The following is a 15,321-nucleotide window of genomic DNA, read 5'->3' as shown; positions in this document are numbered from 1 at the left end:
CTTCCGGAAAATGCTCGCTAAAGGCTGGTTCAGGTCTCCACGAGATCGAGCCTGCGCTCGACGCGGTCAAGGCGTTCATCGATGCGATCGACGCGCCGTGAAATGCTCGCATATTGCTGCTCAAGAAAGCCAAGCCGCTCCTTGATCTCGATGAGGTCGTCCGAGTGACGATCCTGCGTGGCGCGGATCGCGCGCAGATGCTCAAGGACGAGGTTTTCTGTAGAGGAAGACATGCAAGGGTCTCCGCGAGTTCAGCCGGTATTGAATATAGCGGCTGCATGGTCATCCGACAATCTCCGCCGTCTCCACCACCGCGTGGAACAAAACGTCCGCGCCGGCCGAGGCCCACTCCTTTGAGATCTCCTCGGCCTCGTTGTGGCTGAGACCGCCGACGCAGGGGCACATGACCATTGTGGCTGGCGCCACCTTGGCGGCCCAGCAGGCGTCGTGGCCGGCGCCGGAGATGATGTTCATGTGGCTGTAGCCGAGCCGGTCGGCGGCGTTGCGGACGGCGTCTACCAGCTTCGGGTCGAAGGTGACGGGGTCGAAATGGCCGACGGCCTCGACCGAGCAGCCGACGCCGAGGGCGTCGCAAATCTTTGCGGCCTCGGCCTCGATCTTTGCGCGCATGCGGTCGAGCTTGGTCTGATCGGGGGTGCGGATGTCGACGGTGAAGACGACCTTGCCTGGAAGCACGTTGCGGGAGTTCGGCGAGAAGAAGACCTGGCCCACGCCGCCGACGGCGCCCGGCTGTTCGGCCATCGCCACACCCTGCACCATCTCGATGATGCGGGACATCGCGAGCCCGGCGTTGACGCGCAGGTTCATCGGGGTGGAGCCGGTGTGGGCTTCGCGGCCGGTCAGCGTGAATTCCAGCCACCAGAGGCCCTGGCAGTGGGTGACGACGCCGATCTGCTTGTTTTCGGCTTCGAGAATCGGTCCCTGCTCGATGTGATATTCGAAATAGGCGTGCATCTTGCGCGCGCCCACCTCTTCCCCGCCCAGCCAGCCGATGCGCTTCAGCTCGTCGCCATAGGTCTTGCCCTCGGGGTCTTTGCGGGAATAGGCGTAGTCGATGTCGTGGACACCGGCGAAGACGCCGGAGGCGAGCATGGCGGGCGCAAAGCGGGCGCCTTCCTCGTTGGCCCAGTTGGTGACGACGATAGGGTGCTTCGTCTTGATACCCATGTCGTTCATCGTGCGCACGACTTCGAGCGCGGCCAAGACACCGAGCACGCCGTCATACTTGCCGCCGGTCGGCTGCGTATCCAGATGCGAGCCGACATAGACGGGGAGCGCATCGAGATCGGTGCCGGGGCGGGTCGCGAACATCGTGCCCATCTTGTCGACGCCCATGGTCATGCCAGCGGCGTCGCACCATGTCTTGAAGAGGCTGCGGCCCTCGGCATCGGCGTCGGTCAGCGTCTGGCGGTTGTTGCCGCCGGCGATCCCCGGGCCGATCTTCGCCATGTCCATGAGATTGTCCCAGAGACGGTCCCCGTTGACGCGCATGTTCTCGCCTGGTGCTGCCACCATATCCGTATTCCTCACCAGTTTTATGCGGCGCATGCTATGCAGCATGTCCGCTTGTTCCCGTGGTCAGTTTCAGCGCCGTTGTTGTTTTGTTAGCGTCTGAAAATCGTCAGTTGCCTTTGATTTGCTTCTGACGGATAATTTGACCGACTGGTAAACATTACAACTTCCGGCGTCGGGCTCAAGGCGAAAATCAGGAAAATTACCGACAAAATTCAGGGCAGATGCTCAGTTTTTCGGCACTGTATCGCTGCCGCTTAAAGTTGACTGAAATAGTTGAATTTGAAAGAGAAAAATTAGCGACATGGCGATCCCGAGAGCTGCGAAAACACAGCGGCGCACCCGCATCCAGGAGGAGAAAGAAGAACAGATCCTGGAAGCGGCGCTCGATGTGTTTTCGGTGAGCGGTTTTCGCGGCTCGACGATCGACCAGATCGCAGAAGTGGCGGGCATGTCGAAGCCCAATCTTCTCTATTATTTCCGCACCAAGGAAGCGATGCACCGGGCCCTGATCGACCGGGTGCTGTTCACCTGGCTCGAGCCGCTGCGCGCCTTCAACGCACAAGGCAATCCCGAGAGCGAGATCCGCGGCTATATCCGCCGCAAGCTGGAAATGGCGCGGGATTTTCCTCGCGAGAGCCGGCTGTTCGCCAACGAGGTGCTGCAGGGGGCGCCGCATATCGAGGACGAGCTGAAGGGGCCGCTGAAGGAACTCGTCGACGAGAAGGCCGCGGTCATTCGCAGCTGGGCCAAGGCCGGCAAGATCGTCAAGTGCGATCCCTACCACCTGATCTTCTCGATCTGGTCGACGACGCAGCATTACGCCGACTTCGACGTGCAGGTGCGCGCCGTGCTCGGGCAGGCACACTCCGGTGAGGGGCGGTTCGAGGACGCGGCGCGTTTTCTCGAACAGCTCTTCGTGGATGGTCTCAGCGTGCGGACGAACCAGCCGGCATCATGATTTAGCGATCGGCGTCATGCGCGATAGGGCGCTTGCGACGCTCTCGATCGTGTAAGGCTTCTGCAGCAGATTGGCGCCAAGGGCGCCGTAGGCCTGTGATACTCCCTCGCCATATCCCGTCGCCAGGATCAGCGGCACGCCCTTCGCCGCCAGCCTTTCGGCGACGGCGATGCTCGTTTCCTCACCAAGATGGACGTCAAGAACGGCCAGGTCGAAATTGCGGCTGTCGATGACCGCCAAGGCGTTCGAGACATTCGGCGCAAGCGACACGCTATGGGCGCCGAGTTGCAGGAAGATGTCTTCGCCATCCATGGCGATGATGAGATTGTCCTCAACAAGCAGGATGTCGAGCCCGTCGAGCGGCCGGTCCTTGATCGTCTCCAGAATGGCCTTGGCCGATTGCAGCGATTGCTCCGGCAGCAGCGACACCGCGCCATCGGCGAAAGTCGCGAACTTCTCGGGGATCAGGAAATGCGCCTCGAGGCCTTCAGGCTCGTAGCGCACATCCGCCTGGCCGCCGAGCTCATAGGGGATCGAGCGGCGGATGATCGTGGTGCCGAAGCCCTGTCGGGTCGGCTGCTTGACGGGCGGGCCATCGCTTTCGCGCCAGTGGATGACGAGATTGCCGGCGTCGTCCTTGTGCCAATCGACCCCGACGGTGCCGCTGTCGCAGAGGCTGCCGTATTTGGCGCTGTTGGTGACCAGTTCGTGGAAGACGAGCGCCGAGATCGAAAACGCCTGAGGTGCCAGCAGCACTTCCGGCCCGTTCATGATGATACGCGCGGCATTCGGGCCGAGATAGGCGGCGGCTTCGGCCTGCAGCAGCGCGCGCAGCGGCGCCGGTGCCCAGTGATCGCGGGTGATCTGGTCGTGCGCGCGCGACAGCGCCTGCACGCGGCCTTCGAGATGGCCGATGAACTCGTCGGTGCTATCCGTCGTGCCGCGCGACTGGCGGATCAGGCCGCTGATGAGGCTCAATATGTTGCGCACACGGTGGTTCAGCTCGGCGATCAGCAATTCCTGCCGTTCGTTGGCCTGCTGGCGCACGGCATTGGCTTCATCGGTCAGCCGTAGAACGACCTCGATCAGCGTGACGCGAATGGTTTCGGCAACGCGGCGTTCGGCGGCGGAGAAGGGCTGCGAGTGCTGGCGCACCAGCTCGGACCAGGTCTCGAAGCTCTTGCGCGGTGTCAGGCGCGGGCCGTTCGGGCCGTATTCGACGGGCTTGTGCGGATCTCCCGCCCAGCGCACGGAGCGCACGATCTCCTGGCGGAACAGGACCACGTAGTCGCGCGGCGAGCGCGAGATCGGAATGGCGATGAGCCCGGCCACGATGTCGCCGGACATCGTTCCCGGCCAGGTCTCGGCGATGCTATCGGTCGAAAACACGCGGCCGGCCGAATTGCGGTTGAGGACACGGACGAGATCGGCGAATTCGGTCTGCGACGGGGTGATGCCGTTCAGCGCCGAGCGGCCGTTGATCCAGACGCCGATGCCATCGGCGGGGATCGCGTCGGCCAGCGCGTCGATCAGCCAGGAGGGATCGTCAAGCAGGCTGGCATTGTCGGCGACCGAGGTCAGCAGCCGGTCGGCGATCTGGCGGGCCTTGGTTTCGAACTCAAGCGCAAGCCGCCGCTCGCGGCTCTCCAGCCGTGAGGCAAACATCTGGCCGAACAGCTCCGATGTCGTGCGGCGCTCGAAGGAGGGCAGGCGGGGGGAATAGTGGTGGCAGGCAAACAGGCCCCAGAGCTTGCCGTCGACGACGATCGAGATCGACAGCGAGGCGCCGACGCCCATGTTCTTCAGATATTCGATGTGGATGGGCGATACCGAGCGCAGGATCGACATGGAGAGATCGAGCGAGCGTCCATGGGCATCGATCTCCGGTACCAGAGGCACGTTGACGGCGTCGATGTCGGCGATGATGCGGAAGAGATTGCGGGTGTAGAGCGCCCGCGCCTGCACGGGAATGTCGGAGGCGGGGTAATGCAGGCCGAGGAACGAGCCGATGCCGGCACGCGCGGCTTCCGCCACCACTTCGCCAGCGCCGCTTTCGTCGAAGCGGTAGACCATGACGCGGTCGAAGCCGGTGAGCGCGCGGGCCTGGCGGGCGCCTTCGCGGAAGAAGGCTTCCAGCGTCTCTGCCTGGTCGAGACGGCCCATCATGCTGCGGATCGACACCGGCGAGCCACCTTGCGCACCCTCCTGCGAGGGCTCGGCCTCGATCACCACCTGATCGTCGCTCATGTGGATGGCGATGTCGAAGAGCGGGCCGCCTTCGGAAAGTTCGATGCCGAAGAGGCGTTCCACCACGTCTGGGCCGCGCATGATGCTCAGCCGATTGCGCAGCGTGTGCATGGTCTTGCCGCTGATGACGCGCGACACGGGCTGGCCGATGATCTCATCGCAGGCGATGCCGACGAACTGTTCGAGATTGACGGAGGCGCGCGCCACCATCCAGTCCGATGACACGACGAGCAGGAAGCCAAAGGGCTGGATGGCGCCGAGGCGGTGGATGGGTTCGCGGTCGCAATTGGTGAGGTCGACCTTGCCGAAATTCTCGCTCGAATTCTCGTTCACGACGGGCCGTGCTCCCGATCATACGGGGCAGCGTCTGCCATCGGGCGAACCGGAAAAACGTCTGCCGCTGCGTGGCAATCGCTGGTGTGGGCGCGAAGCGCGCTGCAAGGGGGCATGCTGTGGGATTTCCAGTTTTCGGTTCGGGACGCGAGATAGATCTCTAATGAGCAGGATTGAAAATATGCGTCAAGCCATCCGGATTTCCACCCGCCGGGCAGGAAATTTCACTGCATCAAGGACTTCGCCTGCTTGCGCGCGGTTTTCTGCCTGATCTCGTAGACCTGCCGAACCTCATGTCTTCGCTGGTCTCGCCTGTCATCCGCGGGAATTTCCGAGAGCCAGGCGATGGCTATGTCCGTGAACTCTGCGTCGGCGGGGATGAGGAGATCGGTCTCGTCGAGCTGTTTGCGGATGCAGCCGCGATCAAAGGCAATGACGTCGTTTCCGGCTGCCTTGGCTTCGAAGACGACCAAGGGCTGGGCCTCGTTGGCGTAGGTTGTCGGGAAGACGAAGACGTCGATATCGCGGTAGAACTTCGCCTTGTCGTCGCCAAGCACGCGGCCGCGATAATCGAGCGCGCCGGCGAATTCATTCAGCGCCGCGTCGATCATGGCGCGGTCGGCGCTATCGGTCGCCGGGCCGGCAAGGACGGCGCGGATCGGCAAGCCTTGCAGGATCGCCTGTCGCAGCAGATCGAGAAACGTCTCCAGTCCCTTGGCGCGGCTGAGGTTGCTGAGCATGCCGATCGTCAGCGGACGCGCTGAGATCGCGGCGTCCTCGCTCTGCGGGGGCACGAAGGCGGCGTTGGAGATGATGGCGGTGTGCAGGCGCCGGTCATAGGTGTCGGTGAAGCGGTCGCGCATCATGCCACAGAGAAAGACATGGGTGAGATCGGGAGCGGCGAGCGCCAGGATGGCGCGCATGGTGAAGCTCGGCCGGTCGATATAGCGAAAGCTGTGGTGATGCAGGTAGGTCGGGTAGGCGAAGAGCCGGGCGAACGCCACCAGCAGCAGCGTGTAGAGTTGGCCGAAGCCGCCATCGCAGGCGAGGTAGCAGGCCTTGTCGGCATGGCCGCGCTCGCGTGCGAGACTGGCGAGCGCGGCGAAGACCTTGATTGCCTTCGCTGGGTGCCGCCAGAGGCGGGAACCGCCTGCCTGTGGCGAGAGGTTGCTGGTGACCACGCTGTGGTCTTCCGAGAGCAGCTCCACCATCGCCGCCGTGGCGAAGGAGAAGCCGTGTAGCGGCGGCGGCAGCGGGCCGATGGCAACAATATGACGGGTCATGCGGGCCACCTCTTGAGCCTGCGATGACTATGCGCGCCGGCGCGGAAAACTCAATCTCCCCGTTCGGCGCATATGCCCGCCGCTATGCGGTGGCGTTGGACGATCCGGTTTCGAAATCGAAGCTTTCGTCGGCCCAGCCGGTCATGCCGCCGATCATCACCTTGACCCGGTATCCGAGTTTGGCGAGGCGGAGGGCCGCCTTGTCGGTGCCGTTGCAATGGGGGCCGGCGCAGTAGACGACGAAAAGGGTGTCCGCAGGCCACGCGGACATGCGATGCGCGGTCATCTTGCCGTGCGGCAGGTTCTGGGCGCCGGGCACGTGCGACAACGCGAACATGGCAGGAGAGCGGACGTCGAGGAGGACGAAGTCGATGCGTCCTGATGAGAGCGAGGCGTGAACGTCCCAGCAATCGGTTTCGAAGGCGAGCTTGCGGGCGTAATAGGCGGCGATCGCCTCGGGTGCTGCTGCCGGGGTTTCGGCGACGTAGCTTGGTGCCGCGGGCTGTGGTTCGGGGATCATGTCGGTCATCGGTGTCTCCTGTCGTTGTTGTTGCCGCAGAAGATGCGCGATGATAGGTCTTGGCGAAACTGGCCATAATGACGACTGACGTAAAGATCATGCCAAATATTACCGCACTATCAGGACCCAAGGTCGCCGTGCTCGTCTATGACGGTCTGTGCACCTTCGAATTCGGCATCGCCTACGAGGTCTTCGGTCTGCCGAGGCCGGAGATGGGGGCGAATTGGTATCGCTTTCGCGCCTGCGGCGTCGAACCCGGGCCGCTTCGCGCGGCTGGCGGGCTGAGCGTCACCGTCGATGGCGGTCTCGACGATCTCGAGGATGCCGATCTGATTGTCGTTCCCGGTTGGCGAGCGATCGATGCGCCGGTACCCGACGGGCTGATAAAGGCGTTGCAAGCGGCGTATGGGCGCGGGGCGCGGATCATGTCGCTATGCTCAGGTGTTGCTGTTCTGGCCGCCTCGGGATTGCTTGCGGGCAAGCGGGCGACGACGCACTGGCGTTATGTCGCTTCCGTCGCCGAGCGCTATCCCGAGATCGGGCTCGACGCCGATGTGCTCTACATGGATGAGGGGCGGATGCTGACGGCGGCGGGCAGTGCCGCCGGTATCGATCTCTGTCTGCATGTGGTGCGCGGCGATTTCGGCGCGGAGGCGGCCAATTCGGTCGCCCGGCGCCTCGTCGTGCCGCCGCATCGCGAGGGCGGGCAGGCGCAGTTTATCCGGGCTCCCGTGCCGCAGCCGCGCGAAGGCGTACGCCTCGGCCCGCTCATCGAGTGGATGCGGTCGCGGCTCGACGAGGATCAGCCGATCAGCCTGCTCGCGGCGAAAGCGGGGATGAGCCAGCGGACCTTTCAGCGCCGCTTCGAGGCAACGACGGGATCGAGCGTCGGCGAATGGTTGCTTAACGAGCGGCTGCGGCATGCGCGCGAACTCCTGGAGCGAAAGGGCGAGGCATCGCTCGACGACATCGCGACCGCCTGCGGCTTCGGCACACCGGCAACGATGCGGCATCATTTTCGTCGGCGGCTGGGGACCAGCCCGGGGGCTTATCGGAAGGTGTTTTTGGGTGGTGTTACGCGTACGAGCCGGGGCGATAAGGCTTGACGTTGATGTCGTTCTCACGCTTGCGGGCCTGAGCAATGTCGAAGCTGTTTTGCATTCTCATCAGCGTATCCATGGAAAGTCCGAACGCCTTTTCGAATCGCAGCGCCATTTCCGGCGAGAGTGACGCCCTCTCGTTGAGCAGGGCGGAAAGGGCAGGACGGGTCACGCCGAGGACGCGCGCGGCGTCGGTGACCGAAAGCGCAAGCTCTTCCAGAACCTCGTGCTTCAGAAAGTCGCCGGGATGGGCGGGGCTTTTTACGCGAATACCAAGTGCGTCCGTCATGGGGTCATTCCTAGTGATAGTCTTCGTAGTTCAGATCGATAATCTCGATCTCCGCGTTGTCGATACGAAATGTAAGCCGCCAGTTCTTGGTGACAAACAGGCTCCAGGTGCCTTTCCGGTCGCCTGTGAGTTGGTGTGCTTTCCAGCTTGGAATAGCCCTTAGCTCGTCTTCCGTCTGCATATCCTGCAGATAAGAAATCATGCGGCGCAGCTTGGCCACGACCGCCGGCTGGAGGCCGGACGCGTCGTCATCGACGACGAACCGTCGAAGGCCTTTATGGAGAATATTCCGTATCCTCATGAGGACATATAATCACAAAGCCGCAAACTGTAAAGTGTCGCTTTACAGTTTGCGGCTTTGTATTCTGATGGCTGGACTTGCTTACTCCGCGGCCTGCCGGGCCATCGGGTTGTTCGGGTGCGTCGTCCAGTTGGCGTAGTTGGGGTCGACGGTCTTGCCGGTGCGTTCGTCGAGGCTGCCGGATGGAAGCTGCTCCATGGTGATGCAGTTTTCGACGGGACAGACGTTGACGCAGAGGTTGCAGCCGACGCATTCGTCTTCCATCACCTCGAAGTGCCTGACGCCGTTGACGAACTGGGTGATCGCCTGGTGCGAGGTGTCCTCGCAGGCGATGTGGCAGCGGCCGCACTTGATGCAGGCGTCCTGGTCGATCTTGGCCTTGGCGATGTAGTTGAGGTTCAGATATTGCCAGTCGGAGACGTTGGGCACGGCGCGGCCGGTAATGTCGTCGAGGTTGCGGTGGCCCTTGGCGTCCATCCAGTCGGAGAGGCCCGAGATCATCTCCTGGACGATCTTGAAGCCATAGGTCATTGCCGCCGTGCAGACCTGCACGTTGCCGGCGCCGAGCGCGAGGAACTCGGCCGCGTCGCGCCAGGTGGTGACGCCGCCGATGCCCGAGATCGGCAGGCCCTGAGTTTCCGGATCGCGGGCGATCTCGGCCACCATGTTGAGCGCGATCGGCTTGACCGCCGGGCCGCAATAGCCGCCATGGCTGCCGCGTCCGTCGATCGAGGGTTCCGGCGAGAAGGTGTCGAGATTGACCGAGGTGATCGAGTTGATCGTGTTGATCAGCGAGACCGCGTCGGTGCCGCCGGCGTTGGCCGCGCGGGCCGGCTTCCTGATGTCGGTGATGTTGGGCGTCAGCTTGGTGATGACTGGCATGCGGGTGTACTGCTTGCACCAGCGCACCACCATTTCGATATATTCAGGCACCTGGCCGACTGCGGCACCCATGCCGCGCTCGGACATGCCATGCGGACAGCCGAAGTTGAGCTCGATGCCGTCGGCGCCGGTCTCTTCCACCAGCGGCAGGATCGCCTTCCAGCTCTCCTCCTCGCAGGGGACCATGATCGAGGCGATCAGCGCGCGGTCCGGCCAGTTCATCTTCACCTGCTTCATTTCGCGCAGGTTGGTGTAGAGGTCGCGGTCGGTGATGAGCTCGATGTTGTTCAGGCCGAGCAGGCGGCGGTCGGCGCCCCAGATCGCGCCGTAGCGCGGGCCGTTGACGTTGACGACCGGTGGGCCTTCCTCGCCCAGCGTCTTCCAGACCACGCCACCCCAGCCCGCCTTGAAGGCGCGCTCGACGTTGTAGGCCTTGTCTGTCGGCGGCGCCGAGGCGAGCCAGAAGGGGTTCGGCGATTTGATGCCGACGAAATTGTTGCGGAGATCAGCCATGGTTCACTCTCCCCTTCAGGCGACGGCAACGGCCGGCTGCGCATCGGCAGCCAGCATGCGGTGAATGGATTCAGCGGCGTCGCGGCCATTGGCGACGGCCGAGACGGTGAGGTCGTTGCCCCCGAAGACGCAGTCGCCGCCGGCCCAGACGCCGTCAAGCGAGGTGCGGCCTTCGGCATCGACGACGATGCGGCCGGATTCCAGGCGCAGGCTTCCGAGGCTCGACGAGACGAGCGCCTGGCCGATCGCCTTGAAGATCTGGTCGGCGCCAATGACGCCGGTTTCGCCCGTGGTCGCCAGGCGACCTTCCGACAGCGTGGTGTATTCGACCTCAAGCGCCGCGACCTTGCCGTCCTGAGCAAGGATCGCCTTCGGCGCCAGCCAGTGGCGGATGATGACGCCCTTGGATGTCGCCAGATCCTGCTCGAATTCGGACGCGTTCATGTGCTCCTTGCCGCGGCGGTAGCAGATGGTCACTTCCTCGGCGCCAAGCAGCTTTGCCTGCACGGCCGCATCGATGGCGGTCATGCCGCCGCCGAGCACGATGACGCGGCGGCCGATGGCGATGTCGGCCTTGTTGTCAGTCTGGCGCAGCGCGGCGATGAAATCGACAGCGTCGTCGACGCCCGCGAGGTTCTCGCCCTCGACGCGGAGCGCGTTGACGCCCGAGAGGCCGATGCCGAGGAAGACGGCGTCATATTGCTGTTGCAGGTCGGCGAGCTGGAAGTCGCGGCCGAGCAGTTGGCCGTGCCTGACCTCGATGCCGCCGATCGAGAGCACATAGTCGACTTCCTTCTGCGCGAAGCCATCGACGGATTTATAGGTGGCGATGCCGTATTCGTTGAGGCCGCCGGATTTCGGCTTGGCGTCATAGATCACGACCTCGTGGCCCTTGACGGCGAGGCGGTGCGCGGCGGCAAGACCGGCCGGGCCGGCGCCGACGACGGCGATCTTCTTTCCTGACGAAGCAGCGCGGGTGTAATATTGCTTGCCTGATTGCATGGCCGCGTCGGTGGCGTAGCGCTGCAGGCGGCCGATCTCGACGGGGCGTTCCTCGGCAGTGTTGCGCACACAGGCCTGCTCGCAGAGCTCTTCGGTGGGACAGACGCGGGCGCACATGCCGCCCAGGATGTTCTGATCGAAGATGGTCTTGGCGGAGCCGAGGGGATTGCCAGTCGATATCTGCCGGATGAAGAGCGGGATATCGATGGCGGTGGGACAGGCCGTCATACAGGGCGCGTCATAACAGAAATAACAGCGGTCGGAGGCGACCAGAGCCTCGTGCTTGTCGAGGCGGGGGTGAAGATCGGAGAAATTCTTGTCATACTCGGCGGGCGAAAGCCGGCCAGCATGAATCCCAGTGTCCAGACGTTCCATTGAAGTTCCCTCATTATAGGTAAACGGCCAGTGGAACGAAGCGTAACTCAGGATAAAAAATTTATCAAACGGTAAAATTTTAGCATAGGGCAGTCTTGAAGGGTGGTGCATCCTGCTGTTTTTGAACAGTTTTTTGATTTTGAGTTGATTGCTGTCAAGTTGCTCGATGGGCGCTTGCGGCCGCGCCGATCTTCACAGCGGAAGAATAATTGAAAAAATCAGAGATTTTTCGTGAAGAGCGGGAACCATTCCTCGCATAGCCCGTTATGGCGATATCCGAATGGTGATCGCATCGACCCAAAAATGCGCGCCCCCAAACCACCTTCGGATCACACTCACGGTCCCCTCCCGGTGAGTGAAAACAGCCGGTGCGCCGCCCTCGCACTGGCTGTTTTCTTGTGCGCGGTATTCAATAAAAATCGATGGAATGTCAGGTGGTGACGGTCAGACGCCGCCGACCTGTTGCGGCGCGCGCTTCAGGATCTCGAATTCCGTGTCGGGGATCAGCAGGTGGTACTCGATGCGGCCCGGCGTCAGGCGCAGGTCCGCCTTCCCGTTGACCGACGACGGCACGACGCGCTCGAGCACGATGCGGCCGAAGCTGTTGTCGCTGAATTCGTGGACTTCGTCGTTGGGCAGCGTTTCGGTCCAGGTGAAACTGATCGCCTTGCGGTCGCCGTGCGTGGTTTCCTGACAGTCGAGCGCGATCGCGGGTGCGCCGCCGGCAATGGCGCCGAAGGTCGCCGAATTGACGATCAGCTCGTGGAGCGCAAGGCCGACATGGACGGCGGCGTTAGGCGTCAGGTGCACATTGAGCCCGGTGACGGGCAGGGGGCCGGCGCTCTCCGGCCAATAGGGGGCGAATTGCTTGCGGGTGAGTTCGAACAGGAAGGCGCCGCGCCAGCTACTGTCGGTGATGAGATCCTGCGAGTTCGACAGTGACTGAAGCCGGCCGCGGAACTTCACAAGGAAGCTGTCGAGTGACAGCGTGTTTCGGGCGGTCTGCGTGGCGATGCCCTGGATGATGGCAAGCAGGTTTTTCGAGCGGTGCGAGAGTTCGCGCAGAAGCGACTTCAGCACCTTCTCGCGGTGTCTGGTCTCGGTGATCTCGGTGATAACAGACAGCAGGCCGATTTCATGGCCGAGCGTGACGCGCTGCACCTTGATTTCGTAGGTGCGCATCTCACCGTCGATGGTTATGTCGGCCTCGGTGCTGGCCGGGGTGCCGGTTTCCAGCACCTTGCGCTTCAGTGTTTCGAGATTGCGTGCGTGGACCTCGCCGAACATGTCGGCGTCGCTGCCGCCTGGGAGAACGGCGTGTTCAAGATGCGCGGGAAGGTTCTCGGCGTAGACGATACCGAGGTCGGGATCCTGATAGACAACGGCGATGCCGGCGCTCGCGAGCGCCCGCTCCATCAAGAGCTCCTTGCCTTCCAATGCGAAGGGCATGCCGGCCAATGGTCCAGTCCTCTTCACCCAGCCGCCCTTCCTTCAATCCGTTTATGCCGCCAGCAGACCCTAAAGTCCGCCCACCGCTTCTTTTTAGAGGCAAGCGCTAGATAAAATCTTAATATCCGGGGAGCGCTGCAGATGGACTGGAACGCTCCCCTTTTCGCATTGTTCCGCAATTGCTGAAATATAGCGTCAGGCGGCTGCCTTCGTGCTTTCGTTGAAGAAAAGCGCCTGGCTGATCAGAGCTTTGACCATGTCAGGATTGAATGGCTTGGTGACGAGGAAGGTCGGCTCGGGACGCTCGCCGGTCAGAAGGCGCTCGGGGAAGGCGGTGATGAAGATCACCGGCACGCTCGAGGTCTTGAGGATGTCGTTGACCGCGTCGATACCCGAGCTGCCGTCGGCAAGCTGGATGTCGGCGAGAACCATGCTCGGCTTGGTCTTGTTGTAGAGCGCCACGGCTTCCGTGTGGGTGCGGGCGATGCCGGTGACGCGGTGGCCGAGGCTTTCGACCATCTGTTCGATATCCATGGCGATCAGCGGTTCGTCCTCGATGATCATGATATCCGTCGCGACCTGGCGGGAAATCTCGCGCGATGCGCTGTCGAGCAGGGTCGCCACTTCGCTCTCCTCGCTGTCGAGGATTTCGGCGATTTCGCCGACGCGGAAGTTTTCGACCGAGGCCAGGATGAAGGCCTGGCGGGCGCGCGGCGAGACCTTGCCGAGGTTGATGGTGGCGCGCTGCTCCCAGGCATAGGGGGAGGAGGGCTCGGGAATCTGCACCGTCGAGGAACCAAACAGCGTCGTGAACAGTTTGTAGAGTGCGACGCGGTCATTCGATGTGTCAGGGAAAATGGATATGTCGGCAATGATTGCCTCAAGCACTGCGGCGACATAAGCGTCGCCTGATGTCTGTGTGCCGGTCAACGCCCGTGAATAGCGGCGCAGATAAGGAAGGTGCGGCGCAATTCGAGTAGAAAGTGTCATAGAAAGCTCCCATAAGCAGGGCCGAAAAACAGCTCCAGTGCATCGAGAACGCACACTACCTGAAAAAAGTTCCAGATGATCAGGAACTTTTTTTACCACCGCGCATTCTACTGCCCACGAGAAGGGGCTCATCGTAAACTGACCTGCGACACGACATGCATTCCGAGAGGGTTGTCCGGCGAGAATTCGACCGAGGCGGCGGGGGACCGGAATGAAGGTTTTCCCGCAGCGGTACGCGAGGCTTAGAGACAACGGACAAGAAGTGAAAAGTTAATGACAAGCCGGAACAACGAAGACATAGACGGCCAACGCGCTGAGTTACGTGCAAGCGACATCATGGATCCCAACAGCCAGATCGGGGTGCGTTTGAGGTCGCTTTACGCTGCCGTTCAGGAAGAAGCGATCCCCGATCGTTTCCTCGATCTCCTCGAAAAGCTCGACCAGGCCGAAATGGCCTCGGCCAAAGCAGCGAAGTGAAGGTTGATCTATGGACAAGCAGCAACCAAGCTTCAAACGCGAGCTCCTTTCGGCTCTCCCAAGCCTGCGCGCATTCGCCATCTCGCTGATCGGTCGTCATGACCGCGCTGATGACCTCGTGCAGGACACCATCATGAAGGCATGGGCCAAGCAGGACCACTTCGAGATGGGCACCAACATGAAGGCCTGGCTCTTCACCATCCTGCGCAACGAGCTTTACAGCCAGATGCGCAAGGCGGGCCGCGAGATCCAGGACAGCGATGGCCTGTTCACGGAATCCATGGCAACGCACCCGTCGCAATATGGCGCGCTTGACCTGCAGGACTTCAAGAAGGCGCTTGAGCAATTGCCGAGCGACCAGCGCGAAGCGATCATTCTGGTCGGCGCATCCGGCTTCTCCTACGAGGAAGCGGCCGAAATCTGCGGCTGCGCGGTCGGAACGATCAAGAGCCGCGTCAATCGCGCCCGCCAGCGGCTGCAGGAAATGCTGCAGATCACCGGTGAGGCCGATTTCGGACCGGATGCGACCTCGTCGCCGCTGACCTCGAAGGCCTTCGCCTTCTGAGAGCGCATTGATCAGACAATGAAAAACCGGCTGACCCTTGCGGGCGCCGGTTTTTTTATGCGTTCAGCGCAAGCGCAAGCGCCAGTGCCGTCAGTCGCGATCCTTCGAGGTGAAGAGATTGGCGGCGACCATGGCGGCAATGACGCCGGCGGTCAGAAGCGGCTGCGAGCGGATGATCCCGAGGCTGGCCGCAGCGGCCGTCTCGAACGCCTGCTTACGTTCCCTGGCGCGTCGGGCTTCCTGCGCATTCATCACCCTCATGACGATCATCACGATGATGGCGATCAGAAGTGCGCAGGCCGCGAGGAAGAGTGCTGCTCCGACGGCGCCGTAGATGCCGGCAAGCCAGATCGCGCCGGCTGTGACGGCAAGCGCATAGGCGGTCAGCACGAAAATCGCGGCGATGGCAATGAAAATACCGTTGCGCTTGGTGCGCGCAACGGTGCGGTGAACACTCGTGCCTACCAGGAGGCTGAGGATCGGGAACAGCATCTAGCCTCC

16 protein-coding genes are annotated in these 15,321 nt (G+C 62.4%); 4 read left to right on the top strand and 12 right to left on the bottom strand.

The annotated features are described in order from the left end of the window. Positions 1-29 precede the first annotated feature (29 nt). Positions 30-233 carry a hypothetical protein gene (locus QTL96_RS21835; protein ID WP_289729185.1) on the bottom strand — a complete coding sequence of 68 codons (204 nt, stop codon included), beginning with the start codon at positions 231-233 and terminating at the stop codon, positions 30-32. A 49-nt stretch (positions 234-282) separates the two neighbouring features. After that, positions 283-1,536: a Zn-dependent hydrolase gene (locus tag QTL96_RS21830; RefSeq protein WP_289729184.1), complete on the bottom strand. Its 1,254-nt coding sequence runs from the start codon at positions 1,534-1,536 to the stop codon at positions 283-285. A gap of 301 nt (positions 1,537-1,837) precedes the next feature. Between QTL96_RS21830 and QTL96_RS21825 the strand changes: the two genes are divergently transcribed. Beyond that, entirely contained in the window at positions 1,838-2,494 is a 657-nt protein-coding gene (locus tag QTL96_RS21825; RefSeq protein WP_289729183.1) for a TetR family transcriptional regulator C-terminal domain-containing protein, read from the top strand. On the opposite strand, the gene QTL96_RS21820 is transcribed toward QTL96_RS21825, so the two are convergent. From QTL96_RS21820 to QTL96_RS21810, 3 genes are all read right to left on the bottom strand, one after another. After that, positions 2,489-5,074 carry an HWE histidine kinase domain-containing protein gene (locus QTL96_RS21820; RefSeq protein WP_289729182.1) on the bottom strand — a complete coding sequence of 862 codons (2,586 nt, stop codon included), beginning with the start codon at positions 5,072-5,074 and terminating at the stop codon, positions 2,489-2,491. The two genes, QTL96_RS21825 and QTL96_RS21820, sit on opposite strands and share 6 nt — an antisense overlap. Positions 5,075-5,298: 224 nt before the next feature. Next, positions 5,299-6,357 carry a glycosyltransferase family 4 protein gene (locus QTL96_RS21815; protein ID WP_289729181.1) on the bottom strand — a complete coding sequence of 353 codons (1,059 nt, stop codon included), beginning with the start codon at positions 6,355-6,357 and terminating at the stop codon, positions 5,299-5,301. A gap of 82 nt (positions 6,358-6,439) precedes the next feature. Beyond that, complete coding sequence (locus tag QTL96_RS21810) at positions 6,440-6,877, bottom strand: rhodanese-like domain-containing protein (RefSeq protein ID WP_289729283.1); 438 nt, start codon at positions 6,875-6,877, stop codon at positions 6,440-6,442. 77 nt (positions 6,878-6,954) lie between these two features. Here QTL96_RS21810 and ftrA point away from each other — a divergent pair, with 77 nt between their 5' ends. Next, positions 6,955-7,983 carry a transcriptional regulator FtrA gene (gene ftrA, locus QTL96_RS21805; protein WP_289729180.1) on the top strand — a complete coding sequence of 343 codons (1,029 nt, stop codon included), beginning with the start codon at positions 6,955-6,957 and terminating at the stop codon, positions 7,981-7,983. Here ftrA and QTL96_RS21800 read toward each other — a convergent pair. The 6 genes from QTL96_RS21800 to QTL96_RS21775 all read right to left on the bottom strand — a co-directional run bounded on the left by QTL96_RS21800 (position 7,952) and on the right by QTL96_RS21775 (position 13,778). Next, the gene (locus tag QTL96_RS21800) at positions 7,952-8,266 is read right to left on the bottom strand and encodes a HigA family addiction module antitoxin (protein WP_289729179.1); all 315 of its coding nucleotides are present in this window, start codon (positions 8,264-8,266) and stop codon (positions 7,952-7,954) included. The genes ftrA and QTL96_RS21800 overlap by 32 nt on opposite strands. Positions 8,267-8,276: 10 nt before the next feature. Further along, entirely contained in the window at positions 8,277-8,567 is a 291-nt protein-coding gene (locus QTL96_RS21795; RefSeq protein ID WP_112432265.1) for a type II toxin-antitoxin system RelE/ParE family toxin, read from the bottom strand. Between the two features lie 81 nt (positions 8,568-8,648). Further along, positions 8,649-9,962: an NAD-dependent dihydropyrimidine dehydrogenase subunit PreA gene (gene preA / locus QTL96_RS21790; RefSeq protein ID WP_289729178.1), complete on the bottom strand. Its 1,314-nt coding sequence runs from the start codon at positions 9,960-9,962 to the stop codon at positions 8,649-8,651. A gap of 15 nt (positions 9,963-9,977) precedes the next feature. Further along, the gene (locus tag QTL96_RS21785; RefSeq protein WP_289729177.1) at positions 9,978-11,339 is read right to left on the bottom strand and encodes an NAD(P)-dependent oxidoreductase; all 1,362 of its coding nucleotides are present in this window, start codon (positions 11,337-11,339) and stop codon (positions 9,978-9,980) included. Between the two features lie 444 nt (positions 11,340-11,783). Continuing rightward, the gene (locus QTL96_RS21780) at positions 11,784-12,788 is read right to left on the bottom strand and encodes a PAS domain-containing sensor histidine kinase (protein WP_289729176.1); all 1,005 of its coding nucleotides are present in this window, start codon (positions 12,786-12,788) and stop codon (positions 11,784-11,786) included. A gap of 195 nt (positions 12,789-12,983) precedes the next feature. Continuing rightward, complete coding sequence (locus QTL96_RS21775) at positions 12,984-13,778, bottom strand: response regulator (RefSeq protein WP_047514451.1); 795 nt, start codon at positions 13,776-13,778, stop codon at positions 12,984-12,986. A 273-nt stretch (positions 13,779-14,051) separates the two neighbouring features. On the opposite strand from QTL96_RS21775, the gene QTL96_RS21770 reads away from it, so the two are divergent. Together QTL96_RS21770 and QTL96_RS21765 are read left to right on the top strand one after the other, a co-directional pair. Then, positions 14,052-14,255, top strand: a complete 204-nt coding sequence (locus tag QTL96_RS21770) for a NepR family anti-sigma factor (RefSeq protein ID WP_018897184.1) — start codon at positions 14,052-14,054, stop codon at positions 14,253-14,255. Positions 14,256-14,265: 10 nt separating this feature from the next. Next, a complete protein-coding gene (locus QTL96_RS21765; RefSeq protein ID WP_018897185.1) occupies positions 14,266-14,820 on the top strand; it encodes an RNA polymerase sigma factor in 555 nt (184 codons plus the stop codon). Between the two features lie 90 nt (positions 14,821-14,910). On the opposite strand, the gene QTL96_RS21760 is transcribed toward QTL96_RS21765, so the two are convergent. Continuing rightward, entirely contained in the window at positions 14,911-15,312 is a 402-nt protein-coding gene (locus tag QTL96_RS21760; protein ID WP_289729175.1) for a hypothetical protein, read from the bottom strand. Positions 15,313-15,321: the final 9 nt, after the last annotated feature.

Origin of the sequence: Rhizobium sp. S163 (genome assembly GCF_030380805.1) — a bacterium.
Lineage (GTDB): Bacteria > Pseudomonadota > Alphaproteobacteria > Rhizobiales > Rhizobiaceae > Rhizobium.
The sequence above is the reverse complement of the archived record's forward strand: the minus strand, read 5'-3'. Positions and strand labels throughout refer to the sequence as shown.